The organism is Amycolatopsis lurida, assembly GCF_900105055.1.
GTDB classification, from domain to species: Bacteria; Actinomycetota; Actinomycetes; order Mycobacteriales; family Pseudonocardiaceae; genus Amycolatopsis; species Amycolatopsis lurida.
The window spans coordinates 116,155-132,458 of the sequence record NZ_FNTA01000004.1; the positions used below are offsets into that span (position 1 = coordinate 116,155).

The window sequence follows — 16,304 nt, forward strand, 5'->3', positions numbered from 1 at the left end:
CACGGAAGGCGTTCCCCATGACGCTTCTGGCACGACTGGACCGGCTCCCGCTGAGCCGTCCCCATTACAAACTCCTGCTGATCGGCGGGCTCGGCTACACCTTCGACGGGATGGACTCCGCCGTCGTCGCGTTCCTGCTGCCGAGCGCGAAAGCCGCCTGGGGCCTGGACAACGGCCAGCTCGGGCTGATCGGTTCGGCGACGCCGTTCGGCTTCCTCTTCGGCGCGATCGCCGCCGGGCTGCTGGGCGACCGCATCGGCCGCAAGAAGGTCATGATGTACGCGCTGGCCTTCTACGCGGTGTTCTCGGTGGTCGCCGCCTTCTCCCCCAACTACGAGGTCTTCCTGGGCGCCCGGGTGCTGGCCGGAGCCGGCGCGGGGGCCGAAAGCGCCATCATCGCGCCGTTCCTGTCGGAGTTCGTCCCCGCCAAACGCCGCGGCTGGTTCGTCGGCGCGCTGGCCGGGTTCTTCTCCTTCGGGTTCGTCATGGCCGCGCTGATCGGCCGGTTCGTCGTCCCGACGGTGCCGGAGGGCTGGCGGGTCGCGCAGCTGATCACCGCGCTTCCGATCGTCATGCTGCTGTGGTGGCGCCGCTCGCTGCCGGAATCACCGAGGTTCCTGGTCGCGAACGGACGTGACGCCGAGGCGGAGAGGATCGTCGCGAAGCTCGAGCGGGACGTCGAAAAGGCGACGGGGCGACCACTTCCCGCCGTCGCGGAGGCCGAGGCCCAACCCGCGACGGAGACCCCCAAGGTCACTCTCCTCAGCGCGCTCAAGTTCTTGTGGAGCCCGGCGATGGCGCGCCGCACCGCGGTGATCTGGACCGTGTGGTTCGTGATCACGTTCTCCTACTACGGCTTCTTCTCCTGGATCCCGACGCTGCTCGTCGAGCGCGGCATCACGGTGACCAAGAGCTTCGAGTTCTCGATCATCATCTACCTGGCGCAGATCCCCGGATACTTCTCCGCGGCGTGGCTGTCGGAACGGCTCGACCGCAAGCACACCATCGCGTTGTACCTCGCGGGCTCCGCGGTGAGCGCGTTCTGGCTGAGCCAGATGGACGCCCCGTGGTCGATCACCCTCGCCGGGGCGGTGCTGTCGTTCTTCCTCAACGGCACTTACGCCGGCGTGTACTCCTACACCCCCGAGGTGTTCCCGACCTGGATCCGCGCCAGCGGGACCGGACTGTCCAGCGCGTTCGGCCGGGTGGGCAGCATCCTCGCCCCGACGATCATCGGCCTGTCCGCGGCGAGCCTCGGCTTCGCCGGCGTCTTCGGCATGACCACCGCCGTCCTGGTGGCCGGGGTGGTGGTCGTGGTCGTGTTCGGCCTGTCCACCGCCGGCCGGTCCCTGGAAGAACTGACCGAACACGGCGCGCCCGTGAAAACCGCGAAGGAGATGACGAAGTGACCGTGTCGCTGTCCACTGTGGAGGACAAGACCCGAGCCACGATCGGCGTACGGCTGTTCACCGTCCTGGCCTGGGTGCCCGAACGGCGGGCGCTTCGGCGCGTGTACAGCAGTCACCCCGTCGAGTACCCGGTCGGCGGTGAGAAGACCGTCGAGGTGGCCGCCGGATGGCTGGAGCGCTGCATTGCGGGCCAGGAGCCCTACTTCGGGCCGGACAGCGCGGCGGTGCGGGAGATCTTCGCCGACCACGAACTCATCGACCGGCTCGGCTGCGGCGCGGTGATCAACGTGCCGGTGGTGGACGACGGCCGCACGCTCGGCGTCCTCAACCTTCTCGATGCCGAAGGCAGCTACGACGACGATTCCGTCGCGGCGGCCCGTTCTCTGGCACCGTTGGCGGTCCCGGCCCTGCGCGAACTCCTGGAGGAGACCCGATGACCGGATCGCTGCTGCTGCGCAACGCCCGTCTGCTCGACCCGATCGCGGGTGAGTACACCGAGGGAGACCTCCGCTGCGCCGACGGCCGGATCGTCGAGATCGGCGATGGCCTCACCGCGGATGACGCGCGGACCGAGGACCTGCGCGGCGCGTTCGTGCTGCCCGGACTGATCGACGCCCACGTGCACGTCACCGCGTCGACCGCGGATCTCGGGTCGTTGCCCGCGTCGTCTCCTTCCTACGTCGCCGCGCACAGTGCCCGCACCATGAGCCGCATGCTGGACCGGGGCTTCACGACGGTCCGTGACGCCTCCGGGGCCGACTACGGCCTCGCCGACGCGCAGGCCGAAGGATTGTTCCGCGGTCCGCGGCTGCTGTTCTGCGGGCGCGCGCTGAGCCAGACCGGCGGGCACGGCGACAGCCGGACACGCGGCGCCAACGCCAGCGACGATCACCCGTGCTGCGCCGGTCTCGGCCGGGTCGCCGACGGCGTCGACGCGGTCCGCGCCGCGGCGCGCGACGAACTGCGCAAGGGAGCGCACCACATCAAGGTGATGGCCTCCGGCGGCGTCGCCTCCCCCACCGACCGGATCGACTCGACGCAGTACTCCGCCGAGGAGTTGCGCGCCATCGTCGAGGAGGCGGAGTCGGCCAACCGTTACGTCGCCGCGCACGCCTACACCGCCCGCGCCGTGAACCGCGCGCTCGAACTGGGCGTGCGGTCGATCGAGCACGGCAACCTGATCGACGACCTCAGTGTCGAACTGTTCCTCCGGCACGACGCGTATCTCGTGCCCACCCTGGTCACGTACTGGGCGCTGAAGGAGGAAGGGCGCGAGCACGGACTGCCGGAATCCAGCTGGCGCAAGGTCGACGAGGTGCTCGGCGCGGGCATGGCCGCCCTCGAGAAGGCCGCCAGGGGCGGCGTGAAGATCGTGTACGGCAGCGATCTGCTCGGCGGGATGCACCGGCACCAGAACCACGAGTTCCGGTTGCGCGGCGAGGTCCAGTCCGCGCTGGAGGTGGTCCGTTCCGCGACGTCGACGGCGGCCGACCTGCTGAACCTGACCGGTGAGATCGGCACGCTGGCGCCGGGCGCGCACGCGGACCTGCTCGTCGTCGACCGGGATCCGCTGGAGGACATCGGCGTCCTGGCCGAGCCCGAGAAGTTCCGGCACATCGTGCAGGGCGGGACCGTGGTCTCCCCCTGACGCGATTCGTCACCTACTTGCGGCGCCTTCCTCTCGCAAGTAGGTGACGAATTGCGGGTCAGGAGACGCGCTGCGGGACGTCCCAAGGGTTGTCGTCCCGCAGCGGTTCCGGCAGCAGGTGCGACGGCCAGTCCTGATAGGACACCGGCCGCAGGAAACGTTCCACCGCCGCGGTCCCGACCGAGGTCGACGCCGGTGACGTCGTCGCCGGAAACGGTCCGCCGTGCTGCATCGCGGCGGTCACCGCGACCCCGGTCGGCCAGCCACCCCACAGGATCCGCCCGCTGCGGTCGGCCAGTACCGGGCGCAGCGCCTCGACGTCGGGGGCCTCTTCGGGGAGCGCGTGCACAGTCGTCGTGAGCTGGCCGGGCAGGGCCGCCAGCACCGGCAGGACGTCGGAAAGGCACGAGTACCGCACCACCACGCCCAGCGGGCCGAAGCACTCTTCAGCCGCTTCCGGCACGAAGTCCTCCAGGGCGACTTCGAGCAACTGGGCGCCGGGCCCACGGACGACCTCGCGCATGCCGGGGATCGCGACCAGCCGCTCGGCACCGGTGTGGAAGCCGGACGCGACGCGGTCGTTCAAGAACGGCGCGGCCGGCACCTCGCGCAGCCGTTCGGCGACGAGACCCACGAACGGGCTGTCCGACGGCACGAACACCAGGCCGGGATTCGTGCAGAACTGACCGTTTCCCAGCGTCAGCGAACCGGCGTAGCCCGCCGCCAGTTCCTCCGCCCGCGAGCGTGCCGCGCCGGGCAGGACGATCACCGGGTTGACGCTGCCGAGCTCGCCGTGGAACGGGATCGGGACCGGCCGCTCGGCCGCGATCCGCGCCAGCGCGAGCCCGCCCGCCACGGACCCGGTGAACGCGGCGGCCGCGATCGCCGGATGACGCAGCGCTTCCACGCCCGCGGCTTCCCCTTCGACGAGGCCCAGGAGCGCGCCCCAGCGGCCGAGGGCCTCCACCACGACCGAAGCCGTCCTGCGGGACAACTCCGGGTGTCCGGGATGGGCCTTGACCACCACCGGGCATCCGGCCACCCACGCCGACGCGGTGTCCCCGCCCGCCACGCTGAACGCGAACGGGAAGTTGCTCGCGGCGAACACCAGGACCGGACCGACCGCGGTGCGGTACCGGCGCAGCTCCGGCCGGGGACCGGGCGGCCACGACGGATCGGGCCGGTCGATCCGGACGTCGTGGTACGAGCCGCTTTCGGCCGCGAGCAGCCTCAGCTGGAACGTCGTGCGGGCCAGTTCGCCGGTCAGCCGCTTCGTCCCCAGCCGGGTCTCGGCGTCGGCGAGCTCGATCAGGGACGGACCGGCCGCGTCCAGCGCGTCGGCGACGCCGGTGAGCACCGCCGTGCGCGTCTTCGGGTCGGTCGCGGCCCATTCGCCGGAGATCTCCGCCGCACTCTCGATCTGCTTCATGCTTCCTTCCTTTCCGGGTTCCGGAATCCGGACAGCGCGTACACCATCAGGCCGAGCGCCATCCAGGCCGCCGGACCGCGCTGAGCGCTTCGGGTGTCGCGAACCCGGTCAGAGGACGAAGCCCGCGGGGAACGGGTCGTCCGGATCGAGCAGGTAGGTGGCGTTGCCGGTGATCCAGGCCCGTCCGGAGAACTCCGGCACCACGGCGGGAACGCCGCCGACGGTGGTCTCGGCGACGAGTTCGCCGGTGAAGGTGGTGCCGATGAACGAGCTGTTCTCGAACGGCGTGTGCAACGGCAGCTCGCCGCGGGCGTGGAGCTGGGCCATCCGGGCCGAAGTGCCGGTGCCGCAGGGCGACCGGTCGAACCAGCCCGGGTGGATCGCCATCGCGTTCCGCGAAGCACGGGCATCCGACCCCGGAGCGAGGAACTGGACGTGTTTGCAGCCGCCGATCAGCGGATCGGCGGGATGCTTCGGCGGGCGCTGGTCGTTGATCGCCGCCATGATGTCCAGCCCCGCGGCGAGGATCCGGTCCTTCTCCGCCCGATCGAACGGGATGTCCACTTGGGACAGTTCGAGGATGGCGTAGAAGTTTCCACCGTAGGCCAGGTCGTAACGCACCTCACCGAAGCCGCGCACCTCGACGACGGCGTCTCGCTCGGCGAGGAAGGACGCGACGTTGCGAAGTTTGACGCGGACCGCGCGGCCGTCCAGGACCTCGACTTCGGCGTGTACGAGCCCGGCGGGGGTGTCCAGGCGCACGACGGTCGTCGGTTCGGTCACCTCGACCATGCCGGTCTCCACCAGCACGGTCGCCACGCCGATCGTGCCGTGCCCGCACATCGGCAGGCAGCCGGACACCTCGATGTACACCACGCCCCAGTCGGCGTCCGGCCGGGCGGGCGGCTGCAGGATCGCGCCGCTCATCGCCGAATGGCCGCGCGGCTCGTTCATCAGGAACTGCCGCAGGTGGTCCAGGTGCTCCATGAAGTACCGGCGGCGTTCGGCCATCGTGTCGCCGGGGATGACGCCGATCCCACCGGTCACCACCCGGGTCGGCATACCCTCCGTATGCGAATCGACGGCGGTGATCGACCGGATAGACCGCACCTACGCCACCCCCAGCGAGGCGAGCGCGCGGCGCATGTCGGCGGTGACCTGCTCGCGGTGTTCCTCGGTCAGCGGCCCCCGCGGCGGACGGCACGGCCCGCCGTAGCGGCCGACGAGGTCCATCCCGAGTTTGATCGCCTGGACGAACTCGGTGCGCGAGTCCCAGCGGAAAGCGGCCACCAGCGGCTCGTAGAGCGCCCTGGCCTCTTCGAGTTTTCCGGACCGGGCCAGGTCGAACAGGCGCACCGATTCGGCGGGGAACACGTTGGGGAAGCCGGCGAACCAGCCTATCGCACCCATCAGCAGGCTTTCCAGCACGACGTCGTCGGCGCCGCTGATCACGTCCAGCCCCGGCGCCTGTTCGCGGATCTCCAGTACCCGCCGGACGTCCCCGGAGAACTCCTTGACCGCGACCACGTTGTCGATCCGCGCGATCTCGGCGAGCAGGGCGGGCGTGAGGTCGACCTTGGTGTCGATGGGGTTGTTGTAGACCATCACCGGCAACCCGACCGACGCCACCGCTTCGAAATGGGCGAGCACCTCGCCGTGGTTCGCCCGGTACATCGTGGGTGGCAGGCACAGCAGGCCATCCGCGCCGTCCTCGGCGGCGACCTCGGCCCAGTACTTGGCCTGGTGCGATCCGGGGCCGTGCACGCCGACGACGACGATCCCGTCCTCACCGACGGTTTCGATCGCGGTGCGGGCGACGCGACGGCGTTCCTCGTCGGTCAGCGACGAGTATTCGCCGAGCGAGCCGTTCGGGCCGACGCCCCGGCAGCCGTTGTCGACCAGCCATCGGCAGTGCGCGGCGTAGGCGTCGTAGTCCACGGCCAGCCCGGCGGGGGCCGAAGCGTCCGCCCGGTACGGGAGGGCGGTCGCGACGACGACGCCACCGAGGTCGGGGGTGCTCATTCAGGGTCTCCTTCGGTTCGGGCGGCGAGTTCGCCCAGCCGGATCGGCTGGACGATCGGGCGGTGGTGCCGTTCGGTGCCACCGCAAAGTTCGGACACGGTCGGCCCGCAGACGCGGCCCTGGCACGGGCCGAGGCCGGCCCGGGTGCCGAGTTTCACTGCGTGCGAGCCGGGACGGGCCGGGTCCTCGGCCGCACGCGTCAAGGCGCCGTACGTGGTTTCCTCGCAGCGGCAAATGATGGTGTCTTCGCGCAGCCAGCTTCGCCAGGCCGCGCCGATCGGGTGGGCCGTGGCGAGGCGTCCGGCGAAGGTGAGGGCACGGTCTCGGGCGCGGATCAGCTCGGGTGACGGCTCACCCCCGGCGGCGACGCATCCGGCCACCGCGCCCTCGGCCGCGGCGGTGACCGCGCCACCGATCCCGGTGATCTCTCCCGCGGCGAAGACACCGTCCACTGTGGTCCGTTGCGCGGCGTCGACCCGTACGAACCCCTCGTCCAGGACGCAGCCCGCGGCGACCGCGAGTTCCGGCTGCGGGACGAAACCGTGGCCGACGCAGACCGCGTCCACCTCGTAGGTCCACTCGGTGCGGGGGACGATCGACCAGTCGGCGCGGACCTGCGCGGTCACGACCTCGCGGACGCGGTCCGCGCCGCGCGCCTCGATCACCGCCCTGCCCATCCGGTACGGGACCCGATGCCGGGCCAGCGTCGCGGCGTATCGAGCCAGCTCACCGGCCTTCCCCGCGTGGGCGGCCAGGCGCCACGGCCGGGACGACCATCCTTTTCGGACGGTCGAGAACGGGTTCGCCTCCAGGACCGCGACCACCTCGGCCCCGACGCCCAGCAACGATTCCGCGACCGGCAGCAGGAACGGCCCGGCCCCGGCGACGAGGACCCGCTCGCCGATCGCGACCCGCTCTCCCTTCGCCAGCGCCTGCGCCGCGCCCGCGGTGTACACGCCGGGCAGTTCCCAGCCGGGGAACGGCAAGGTGCGGTCGTGCGCGCCGGTCGCCAGGATCAGCGCGTCCGGGGCGAGGGTCAGCCGCCGGCGTCCCTTTCCGTCCGACTGCCCGCGCAGGACGTGCACCGTCTTCTCCGCGCGGTCGAACGCCCAGACGGTGGATCCGGGCCACCACCGGCATCGCGGATGCGAGAGCGCCCGGCGCCGCCGGTCGAACTCCGCCCATCCGTGCCGGCCCCGCTCCGGACGCCGCGCCGCGTACGCCTCGGGGAGCATCCGGTGGTACTGGCCGCCGGGGGTCTCCGCCTGGTCCAGCACCGTGACCTGGGCACCGGCCCGCAGCGCGTGTTCGGCCGCCGCGAGCCCGGCGGGCCCGGCACCGACGATCACCACGTTCACGCCGTCTCCTCCCGGGACTGGGTGCGGATTTCGTCCCCGTCAGCGGCCGGGCGGCGGCACGCGCGGACGTCGGGCACGTCGTTCACCGTGAGCAGGCAGTCGAAGCACGCGCCGATACCGCAGAACACGCCACGCGGTGCGCCGGAACGCGTGGTGCGCCAGGAGACCCGGCCCGCGGCGAGCAGGATTCCCGCCACGCTCTGCCCGGCGATCCCGGTCAGGGTCTCGCCGTCGACGGTGATCCGGATCGGCCGGTCGGTGCGGCCCACCGGATCGCGATCACGCGGCAGCAGCCGTCCGCTCATGCGGCCACCTCCGCCAGAACCGCCGGACGGTCCACAGTGAACTCTTCGACCGGCATCGCGGGCTCCGTCCCGGTGAGCAGTTCGCGCAGCAACCGAGCGGTGCCGACGCTCAGCCCGATGCCGGCGCCCTCGTGCCCGGTGGCGTGCCAGAGATTCCCCAGCCGCGGATCCTCGCCGAGTACCGGGAGGTGATCATCGACGTAGGGCCGGAAACCGCCGTACGCGCGCATGATCGCGGCGTCGGCGAGCGCCGGGAACAGGCGCAGTGCCTTGGCCGCGATGGCGCTCAGCACGTCCGGGCGGATCGCGTCGTCGAAATCCACCCGGCGGCGTGACGAGCCGATCAGCACGGTGCCGCCCCAGGTCGACTCGACGACGGCGGAGGTCTGCAACGCACCCGAATCGGCGCCGACCGCGCCGACGTAATCGGCGTCGTAGACCTTATGCCGCACGACACCGGGCATCGGGGTGGTCACGAGTACCTCGCCCCGGCGGGGCCGGACCGCGATCGGGGCGCCGAGACGCGCCGACACCTGACCGGCCCAGGGGCCCGCGGCGTTCACGACGACGTCGGCCTCGATGACCTCACCGGGCACACGGACGCCGGTGATCCGTCCGCTGTGGACGGTCGCGCCGACGACCTCGGTGTCCGAGCGCAGCCGCGCGCCGTGCCGTAGAGCGGAGCCCAGCAGGGCCAACGCCGCGCCGGCGGGCTGGACCTGCGCGTCCTCCGGGTAGTGGAACGCCGCGGTCACCTCGCGGGTCAGCGCGGGCTCCGCTTCGGCGACTTCCTTGAGGGACAACGGTTCCGCGCGAACACCGGTCTGCGACGCGGCGAACGCGGCGAGAGCGCGCGCTCCGTCGGCCGTGGTGGCGACGACGATGCCGCCCTTGGGGTCGTATTCGATCGCCGATGCGGCGCGCGCGTCTTCGTCGGCGAGGTCGGCGACCATCTGGGGCCACAACGCCGTCGAAAGCTTCGCGAGTTCGAGTTCCGCGCCGGGTCCCTTGTCGGAGACGAGGATGTTGCCCTCGCCGTGCGACGTGGTTCCCCCGGCGGGACGGCCGCGATCCACGACCACGACGTCGAAGCCGGCCCGGCTCAGCTCACGGGCGCACGCGGCGCCGACGATGCCCGCACCGAGAACGACCACGCGCGTTCGGTTCATCGACCCTCCAGCGTTCGGTAAAGCGAACGATCGGAGGGTAGGTTCCACCCCGGAGCGGTGTCAATACCTCGGGCGCGGTCAGCCCTTCAGCACCGGATGCGGCCTGCCGTCGAGCCGCTCGTCGGCGCGGTACTGCAACAGGAGAACCGAGTGCACCGGCCCCTCCGACGCGGTGTAGCAGTGCGGCTCACGGGCGTCGAAGGCGACGTAATCCCCCGGGCCGACCTCGACACTGCGGCCCGCCACCTCGACCAGCAGCGATCCGGACTGCACGATGGTGTGCTCGACCCCGACATGCCCTTGCGAACGCTGTGGCGCGTCCCCGCGCACCACCTGGTCGTACACCTCGAAGACGCCGTCGCCGGTCTCGATCCGCCGCAGCGGCCGGAGATCCACTCCCTCGCCACTGAGCACCTCGACGTCGGCGCCGCGCACCACGGTGAGCGCACCGCCCGCCCGGTGGTCGAGCAGGTCCGAGATCGCCACCTCCAGCACCCTGGACAGGCTGAACACGGTCTCGATGGTCGGATTGCCGCCGCCGGACTCCAGTTGCGACAGCGTCGCCTTGCCGATGCCCGACCGTCGCGAAAGCTCCGACAGCGAGATACCCCTCGCCGTCCTGGCCGCGCGCAGGTTGACCGCCAGCATGTCCCGGATCGAGGGCGTCTCGTCCTCCACCGCTTCTCCCCTGTCGTTCGTCAAACCGTACGACCTCGTTCGCTTTGCCGATCGAGTTCGCGGACATCATGACACGCCCAGCGACGGGGAGGGCATAGCCGCGGCCGATGGGGCGGCGCGATGGTGGGCCGCGCGGAGCGCGATGAAACTCCATCACCAACCGGTGTGTCACCGTCGACACAGGGTCACGGGCGCACCGTCGTTTCCTTCCAGCGAGGAGATTCCCGTGCAGCTGATCCGCAGATCCGCGAGCCGACGACTTCGGGCGTTCGGCGCGGTGCTCATCACGACCCTCGGGCTGACCGCGGCCGCCACCACACCGGCGACGGCGGCCGCGAACGCCTGTCTCGCCGGCACACTCGCCTTCGACCACTACGACGCCGAAGCCGGGACGAGCAAACCCCTGCGCACGCAGGTGGCCCGGAACGCGAACTGGGAACTGTGGGGCCGCACCGGTTCCGGCACGACGACCCGGCTCGCGGCGGGTATCACCGGCGCGTCCGACGGCCGGTTCACCGCCTGCCACACCGCGTCGCTCGCCGAGGCGTACGTCCGGTTCCGGTCGAGCAGCACCTCGATGTGGCGGGTCGTCAAGGCCGCGAACAACACCACCGACTACACGTTCGACTCGGTACGCCGCACCAACGTCTCCGGCACGCTCGACCTCGGCACGGTAAAGGTGCCGTCGACGCTGCAGCGGGCGTGGAAGGTCGTGGACACGCTCAACGTCCTCTACTGGAAACGCGCCAACCCGGCTTCGTCCTGCTGGACGGCCAGGCAGTCCGACGGGCGCTGCGACCAGATCACCTTCGTCTGGGATCCGAAGGTCGCCGATGGTGGCTACTGGGACTATCCGAACACGAACTACGTCTTCCTCGGCGCGACGATGCCCGACTCGAAGCACCTTGTCCTCCACGAGGCAGGACACTGGCTTCAGTGGCAGCTCTACGGCCGCGGCTTCCCCGTGGTCGACAGCTGCAACCCGCACTACATCGAGAAACACAGCTCGAAATCGTGCGCGTGGACCGAAGGCTTCGCGGACGCCGTCGCCGCCTACGCCCTCGGCGACTACCGCTACGTCTACGACAACGGCAGCTCGTACAGTTTCGAGAACGACGCTTCGACGCCCGGCTGGGACACCGGCGACACCGTTCAGGGGCGGGTCGGCTCGTCGCTGCTGGACCTGTGGGCGCCGGACGGCCCGGACGGCGGGAACTGGAACCGCACGATCGCGCTGATGACCCGCCACTTCAGCCAGGACTTCCGCGAGTACTTCACCGTGGACCGGCCCGCCGTGGGCCTGTCCACGACCGGTGCCGCCGAGCGGATCCTCACCGGGCACACCATCCGGTACTGACGGGGGCTGAAGGGGACTTTCCGCGCATACCATGCGAGGAAAGTCCCCTTCACCACGTGAGACGCGGGGAAAGCGTCCTTCAGCCCCTGGCCGCCTGGACCCAGGCGGTGATCTCGTCGGCGGTCGAGGGAAAACCGCCGGAGAGCAGGTCGTAGCCCGATCCGGTGACCACGACGTCGTCCTCGATCCGGACGCCGAGACCGCGCAGCTCCGGCGGCACGGTGCGATCGCCGGCGTGGAAGTACAGGCCGGGCTCCACGGCCAGCGCCATCCCCTCGGCAAGCGTGCCCTCGCGGTACGTGGACGGGTGGGCGGCGGCGCAGTCGTGGACGTCCAGCCCGAGGAAATGGCCGGTACCGCAGACGATGTACCGCCGATGCTGCTGCCCGTCCGGCGACAGCGCTTCGTCCACCGACACCGGGAGCAGGCCCCAATCGTGCAACCCCTCCGCGAGCACGCGCAGAGCCGTCGCCTGGAACGCGCCGTAGTCCTGGCCGGGACGGACCTCGCCCAGCGCCGCGACGTGCGCCTTGTGCACGAGGTCGTAGACGTCGCGCTGCGCCACGGTGAACTCTCCGCCGACCGGGAAGGTCCGCGTGATGTCGGCCGTGTACAGGGAGTCCACCTCGACGCCGGCGTCCAGCAGCAGGAGGCTGTCCTCGGTCACCTGCCCGTCGCAGCGCGTCCAGTGCAGGATCGGCGCGTGCGGCCCGGCCGCCACGATGGAGGTGTAGCCGGGTCCGGTTCCCTCGGTGCGGGCACGGCGGTCGAAGGTGCCCTGAAGCCAGCGTTCCCCGCCACCGCGGACCGCCTCCGGAAGCGCGGCCAGCACGTCGGCGAACCCGAGGGCGGTGGCGTCGACGGCGTCACGCAACTGGCCGATCTCCCAGTCGTCCTTGATCCGGCGAAGCTCCGCGAGGACGGTCCGGAGCCGTTCGCTGTGGCCGAAGCCGTACGCGTCGAGCGCCGGATCGGCCCCGGCGCCGACCATGAAGCTCGGATTCCGTCCGCGCAAGCCGTGCGGGAGATCCTCCAGCGGACGGCACTCGATGCCGAGCGTGCGCTCGTACGCGGCCGGCCCGGCGGCGGAGCCGACCCACAGCGGGCTGGTGTCGGCGTCGCCCACGAAGTCGGGCTCGTGCGCCTCGGCCGGTCGCGGGACGTACAGCGTGGCGTGGTGGCTGTCCCCCGCCGGGGTCATCACGAGGATCGCGCCCTCACGCTGGCATCCGGTGAGCCACACGAAGTCGCTGTCGGCGCGGAAGCCGTGGAAGGTGTCGTTCGACCGCACCACCGCACGGCCCGCCGCGAGCGCGATCCGCTGACCGGGCAGTTCCGCCGAGAGTCGGCCGCGATGGGCGGCCGCCGCCTCGGCGGTGCCCGGCGGCACGTCGATGGTGTCGTCGGCGGGCTCCCAGCCGTCGCTGATCCAGTTCCGGAACCCGTTGGCGGCCAGCAGCGCGCGCAGATCCGGCCGGGTTCGGTCGCCGGTCATCGGCTCCCCTTTCAGGTAGTCACGGTTCTGGCCGCACCTTCGCACCGCGAACGGCCGGGCCGTAATGACCGGCGGCGATAGACTCCGCCTATGGCCCTGGAGATCCGGCACCTGCGGGCGATCTGCGCCATCGCCGAAGCGGGCAGCCTCTCGCAGGCGGCCGCCGCGCTCGGCATGTCCCAGCCGTCGCTGACCTCGCTGCTCCAGCGGCTCGAACGGCAGATCGGTGCACCGCTGTTCGTCCGCAGCCACACCGGCGTGACCCCGACCCCGGTCGGCGAGCAGACGCTGCGCCGGGCGCTGACCCTGCTCGTGGAGTTCGACCGATTCGAAAGCGATCTCCTCGGCGCGCTCGGCTACGGCCCGATCCGGCTCGGATCGTCCCAAATGGACTGTCTGCCCACCTTCGTCGAACGGCTGGACGACGCGCTGCCGGGGCTGGACGTGACCGTCCACGTGGAACCCTCCAGCGCGGTGCTCGCGCAGGCGCTGGCCCGTGCGACCCTCGACATCGCCGTCATCGCCATGTCGGACGACCAGGAAGTGCCGCTGGCGAAGCATCTCGGGCACCGAGTGCTGTTCTCGTGGGTGCCCGTGTTCATCGGCCTCCCCGCCGAGCACCGGCTCGCCGACGGGTTCGAGGTCGATCTCGCCGATCTCGCCGACGAAGCGTGGATCGGGCCGCCCGGCCCCGAGGACGGCTCGCTGACGTCTCTGCGCGCGGCGACGCACCGCGCCGGGTTCTCGCCGCGGATCCGGTTCGAATGCCCCAACGGCGGCGGACGGCACCTGATCGCCGCCGGGCAGGCGGTGCAGCTCGTCGAACCCACCGCCCCCGAACTGCCCGGTATGGTCGTCCGGCCGCTGAAGGGCGACCCCATGCGGATGCGGCTCGTGCTGGCCTGGCGCAAGGAACGGCTGACGTGGGACCAGGCGGAAAACGTGTACCGGGCGGTGATGACGTCCTACACGCGGCACGCGATGGCGTCGACCCCGTTCCGGACGTGGTGGGAGCGGCGGCGGAGTTCGCGGTCGTGGGACGGGCTGGTGGACTTCTTCCGCGTGGACGGTCCATGAACGCGTTGCTGTAACCCGATCCCGCCTCGCCGCGATTGACCCCGTACCGAGCGAACGGAGACGGGGGATGATGCCGCAACGGCTGTGGCTGGGTCTGGCGGTCGTCTATACGTGCACGGCCGTGGTCCAGCTCTATCTTCTCGCCAGCACCGGCGCCGTCTGGGCCGGGACACTCACCGCGGCCGGCTTCGCGGCGGCACTCCTGTGCCTTCTCGCAGCTTGGCGGTCCTCGAAGCGAGAACGGGGCGACACAAGGGAAATCGACTCACGCCGACCCTAACGGCCGGGGTACGGGACGGCCCACGGCTCCTCTTCGAGAGCGGCACCGTTCGCGACGGTGGCGATCGTCCGGTACCAGCCCGCCAGCACGAGGAACTCCACGAGTTCCGGCGCCGGAAAATGCTCGGCGAGCGCGGCCCACGTCTCGCCGGAGACCGTTGCGGTGTCGTGGAGTTCGTCGACTGCGCGGATAAGCGCGCCGTGCCGCTCCGACCAGACGGGATGCCGCGAGTCGCCGGACACGGTCGCTTCGAGCTGTTCCGGTGTCAGGCCGACCACCGGTGCGAAAACCGCTGCGTGGACACCCCATTCGTAGCGGCATCCGCAGCGAGCGGTTACCCGCGCGATCACGATTTCCCGGTCCAGCGCGGGCAATTCGCCGTGTGCGAGCAGGCCGGCGCCCAGTACGCGCATCCGCGAAGCCAGCTCAGGATGAAGCTGCAGCAAACGGAACAACGCCAGCGGCTCATGCGCCACACCCGGCGGCATCCATTTGCGAAGGGCCCTTTCGACGTCGGCCTCGTACGGCGGGGCGAGCGGCGCGATCCGTGCCATGACCATCTCCCAGTGTGCTTCGATTTCAGAACCACTATGCTGCTTCGAAAGTCGAAGCACAAGGGGGGTGGCATGCCCGGCGAACCGATCCCGAGGCCCGGACAGCCGGTCCGCGGCTCCGAAACCGGCCGTCCGCTCATGGCCGCGCTCGATCTGCTGGGCCGCCGGTGGACCCTGCGGGTGATCTGGGAACTGCGCCAGGGCGACGTCGGCTTCCGCGAACTGCGGCGCCGCTGCGAACACATGTCTTCGAGCGTGCTGGCCACCCGCCTCGGCGAGCTCACCGAAGCCCGCATCGTCGAGACCGGCGGGGAAGGTTACCGTCTGACACCTTTGGGCGAACGACTCCTCGACGCGTTGCACCCGCTCGAAAAATGGGGCCTCGCCTGGGAAAAGGCACTTCGCGAGTGACCATGGATCCCCTCCTTTCCCACCGCTGCTCTTGCCAGGCGCGGTGAGCGGCGTACGGTGAGGAGTACGTGAGGTTGAGTCCACCAGCCCGCGCGAACGACCCGCATGTCCGCGGCCCAGTACCTTCTCAGGGCGACGCGGCGGCGAGTTGACTTGCGCAGCCGTTGTGCAGGCTTACCCGTTGTCCGTCTCGTCCCGGCTATCCGGGAGACAGCATCATGATCGAAGGCGTTCCTCACACGCTCGGCAGTCGCGACGGCCCTGCCGTTCCGTTTCCGCGTTCCACGGCCGAGAACCTCTTGCGAGTGAAGCGGATCCGATGGAACGAAGACCTGCTCGTCGTCGCGGCGACCGGAGAGATCGATCTCGCCACCGCGGGACGGCTGGAGCGCGCGCTTCGAGGCAGACTCCCGGCCGCGACGGTGCTCGACCTCACCGAGGTCGGTTTCCTCGGCGTCGCCGGGCTACGGGTCATCGAATCCGCCGCGGCCCGCGCCCGCTCAGAACGCCGCACGACCGGGGTGGTCACGGACGCCCGGCCGGTACTGCGCCTGCTGCGCCTGTTCGGCGTCGACAGCCATATCCCCGTGTACCGGCATCTCGACCACGCGATCCTCGAAGTGTCGAACCGCTGAGCCGCCCGCCGCTCAGGATCCGGCGAGCGGCAGGAGCGTGGAGAGTCCCGTCTTCAAGGCCAGCCGCCGGATCGTGGGTGACGGCAGGAAACTCAGGTCGACCCCCTGGGTGCCGCACCGGTCGTTGATCCTGACCAGGGTCGCCAAGCCGGTGGAATCGCAGAACTCCACGCCTTCGAGGTCGACGACGAGCCTGTCCGGCACGGGATCCAGCACATCCTCGAAGGTCTCCTTGAGATCTTCGGAGGTCGTCAGATCGATCTCCCCCGCCACCGCGATGACGACTTTGGCGCCACCAGGCCTGGCGACGGTCACCGAGAACGGAACTTCCCGGATTTCGCCGTCTCCGCTCGTCACCGTCATCCACCCCTCACGATCGGTTCCCGACTGCTTTGAACATATCGGATGACGGCGCCCGCTCGCCCGCCACGCGTGCCCCCGATCCCCGCGGTGCCTTAACCTTGTCGATGGATCCGG

Annotated in this window: 17 protein-coding genes; 7 read left to right on the plus strand and 10 right to left on the minus strand. The window is 70.7% G+C overall.

Annotated elements, in window-relative coordinates:
* Positions 1 to 17: 17 nt before the first annotated feature.
* Genes BLW75_RS05870 through BLW75_RS05880 form a run of 3 tightly spaced genes read left to right on the plus strand, consistent with a single transcriptional unit; the run spans position 18 to position 3,057 of the window.
* Positions 18 to 1,409, plus strand: a complete 1,392-nt coding sequence (locus BLW75_RS05870) for an MFS transporter (protein WP_034306250.1) — start codon at positions 18 to 20, stop codon at positions 1,407 to 1,409.
* Positions 1,406 to 1,846: a GAF domain-containing protein gene (locus BLW75_RS05875; RefSeq protein ID WP_034306248.1), complete on the plus strand. Its 441-nt coding sequence runs from the start codon at positions 1,406 to 1,408 to the stop codon at positions 1,844 to 1,846. Before BLW75_RS05870 ends, BLW75_RS05875 begins: the two co-directional genes overlap by 4 nt.
* Positions 1,843 to 3,057 carry a metal-dependent hydrolase family protein gene (locus BLW75_RS05880; RefSeq protein WP_034306246.1) on the plus strand — a complete coding sequence of 405 codons (1,215 nt, stop codon included), beginning with the start codon at positions 1,843 to 1,845 and terminating at the stop codon, positions 3,055 to 3,057. The genes BLW75_RS05875 and BLW75_RS05880 overlap by 4 nt, the downstream gene beginning before the upstream one ends.
* Positions 3,058 to 3,115: 58 nt before the next feature.
* On the opposite strand, the gene BLW75_RS05885 is transcribed toward BLW75_RS05880, so the two are convergent.
* The 7 genes from BLW75_RS05885 to BLW75_RS05915 form a co-directional block, all read right to left on the minus strand.
* Entirely contained in the window at positions 3,116 to 4,513 is a 1,398-nt protein-coding gene (locus BLW75_RS05885) for an aldehyde dehydrogenase (NADP(+)) (RefSeq protein ID WP_277814937.1), read from the minus strand.
* Positions 4,514 to 4,594: 81 nt separating this feature from the next.
* Positions 4,595 to 5,596 (minus strand): proline racemase family protein, encoded by a 1,002-nt coding sequence (locus BLW75_RS05890; RefSeq protein WP_034306242.1) that lies wholly within the window; start codon positions 5,594 to 5,596, stop codon positions 4,595 to 4,597.
* The gene (locus tag BLW75_RS05895) at positions 5,597 to 6,508 is read right to left on the minus strand and encodes a dihydrodipicolinate synthase family protein (RefSeq protein ID WP_034306239.1); all 912 of its coding nucleotides are present in this window, start codon (positions 6,506 to 6,508) and stop codon (positions 5,597 to 5,599) included.
* Complete coding sequence (locus BLW75_RS05900) at positions 6,505 to 7,866, minus strand: FAD/NAD(P)-dependent oxidoreductase (protein WP_034306237.1); 1,362 nt, start codon at positions 7,864 to 7,866, stop codon at positions 6,505 to 6,507. The genes BLW75_RS05895 and BLW75_RS05900 overlap by 4 nt, the downstream gene beginning before the upstream one ends.
* Positions 7,863 to 8,171, minus strand: coding sequence for a (2Fe-2S)-binding protein (locus tag BLW75_RS05905; RefSeq protein ID WP_091596941.1), 309 nt, complete (start codon positions 8,169 to 8,171; stop codon positions 7,863 to 7,865). The genes BLW75_RS05900 and BLW75_RS05905 overlap by 4 nt, the downstream gene beginning before the upstream one ends.
* Positions 8,168 to 9,340 (minus strand): NAD(P)/FAD-dependent oxidoreductase, encoded by a 1,173-nt coding sequence (locus BLW75_RS05910; RefSeq protein WP_034306234.1) that lies wholly within the window; start codon positions 9,338 to 9,340, stop codon positions 8,168 to 8,170. Before BLW75_RS05910 ends, BLW75_RS05905 begins: the two co-directional genes overlap by 4 nt.
* A 78-nt stretch (positions 9,341 to 9,418) precedes the next feature.
* On the minus strand, positions 9,419 to 10,018 hold the full coding sequence (locus BLW75_RS05915; RefSeq protein ID WP_034306231.1) for an XRE family transcriptional regulator: 600 nt from the start codon (positions 10,016 to 10,018) through the stop codon (positions 9,419 to 9,421).
* Between the two features lie 226 nt (positions 10,019 to 10,244).
* On the opposite strand from BLW75_RS05915, the gene BLW75_RS05920 reads away from it, so the two are divergent.
* Complete coding sequence (locus BLW75_RS05920; protein WP_034306229.1) at positions 10,245 to 11,375, plus strand: hypothetical protein; 1,131 nt, start codon at positions 10,245 to 10,247, stop codon at positions 11,373 to 11,375.
* 79 nt (positions 11,376 to 11,454) lie between these two features.
* Here BLW75_RS05920 and BLW75_RS05925 read toward each other — a convergent pair whose 3' ends face one another.
* Positions 11,455 to 12,870, minus strand: a complete 1,416-nt coding sequence (locus tag BLW75_RS05925) for an aminopeptidase P family protein (RefSeq protein ID WP_034306225.1) — start codon at positions 12,868 to 12,870, stop codon at positions 11,455 to 11,457.
* Between the two features lie 90 nt (positions 12,871 to 12,960).
* Between BLW75_RS05925 and BLW75_RS05930 the strand changes: the two genes are divergently transcribed.
* Positions 12,961 to 13,947 (plus strand): LysR family transcriptional regulator, encoded by a 987-nt coding sequence (locus tag BLW75_RS05930; protein WP_034306222.1) that lies wholly within the window; start codon positions 12,961 to 12,963, stop codon positions 13,945 to 13,947.
* A gap of 276 nt (positions 13,948 to 14,223) precedes the next feature.
* On the opposite strand, the gene BLW75_RS05940 is transcribed toward BLW75_RS05930, so the two are convergent.
* Positions 14,224 to 14,781 carry a carboxymuconolactone decarboxylase family protein gene (locus BLW75_RS05940; RefSeq protein WP_034306832.1) on the minus strand — a complete coding sequence of 186 codons (558 nt, stop codon included), beginning with the start codon at positions 14,779 to 14,781 and terminating at the stop codon, positions 14,224 to 14,226.
* Positions 14,782 to 14,853: 72 nt separating this feature from the next.
* Here BLW75_RS05940 and BLW75_RS05945 point away from each other — a divergent pair, with 72 nt between their 5' ends.
* Positions 14,854 to 15,192 (plus strand): winged helix-turn-helix transcriptional regulator, encoded by a 339-nt coding sequence (locus tag BLW75_RS05945; protein WP_034306218.1) that lies wholly within the window; start codon positions 14,854 to 14,856, stop codon positions 15,190 to 15,192.
* Between the two features lie 305 nt (positions 15,193 to 15,497).
* Positions 15,498 to 15,827: an STAS domain-containing protein gene (locus BLW75_RS05950; RefSeq protein WP_241783293.1), complete on the plus strand. Its 330-nt coding sequence runs from the start codon at positions 15,498 to 15,500 to the stop codon at positions 15,825 to 15,827.
* Between the two features lie 12 nt (positions 15,828 to 15,839).
* On the opposite strand, the gene BLW75_RS05955 is transcribed toward BLW75_RS05950, so the two are convergent.
* On the minus strand, positions 15,840 to 16,190 hold the full coding sequence (locus BLW75_RS05955; RefSeq protein ID WP_034306213.1) for an STAS domain-containing protein: 351 nt from the start codon (positions 16,188 to 16,190) through the stop codon (positions 15,840 to 15,842).
* Between the last annotated feature and the right edge of the window lie 114 nt (positions 16,191 to 16,304).

Excerpts from the sequence above, each read along its gene's own strand:
- BLW75_RS05870 (WP_034306250.1), top strand. The coding sequence starts at position 18 with ATGACGCTTCTGGCACGACTGGACCGGCTCCCGCTGAGCCGTCCCCAT.
- BLW75_RS05880 (WP_034306246.1), top strand. The coding sequence starts at position 1,843 with ATGACCGGATCGCTGCTGCTGCGCAACGCCCGTCTGCTCGACCCGATC.
- BLW75_RS05895 (WP_034306239.1), bottom strand. The coding sequence starts at position 6,508 with ATGAGCACCCCCGACCTCGGTGGCGTCGTCGTCGCGACCGCCCTCCCG.
- BLW75_RS05905 (WP_091596941.1), bottom strand. The coding sequence starts at position 8,171 with ATGAGCGGACGGCTGCTGCCGCGTGATCGCGATCCGGTGGGCCGCACC.
- BLW75_RS05910 (WP_034306234.1), bottom strand. The coding sequence starts at position 9,340 with ATGAACCGAACGCGCGTGGTCGTTCTCGGTGCGGGCATCGTCGGCGCC.
- BLW75_RS05925 (WP_034306225.1), bottom strand. The coding sequence starts at position 12,870 with ATGACCGGCGACCGAACCCGGCCGGATCTGCGCGCGCTGCTGGCCGCC.
- BLW75_RS05930 (WP_034306222.1), top strand. The coding sequence starts at position 12,961 with ATGGCCCTGGAGATCCGGCACCTGCGGGCGATCTGCGCCATCGCCGAA.
- BLW75_RS05940 (WP_034306832.1), bottom strand. The coding sequence starts at position 14,781 with ATGGCACGGATCGCGCCGCTCGCCCCGCCGTACGAGGCCGACGTCGAA.
- BLW75_RS05945 (WP_034306218.1), top strand. The coding sequence starts at position 14,854 with ATGCCCGGCGAACCGATCCCGAGGCCCGGACAGCCGGTCCGCGGCTCC.
- BLW75_RS05955 (WP_034306213.1), bottom strand. The coding sequence starts at position 16,190 with ATGACGGTGACGAGCGGAGACGGCGAAATCCGGGAAGTTCCGTTCTCG.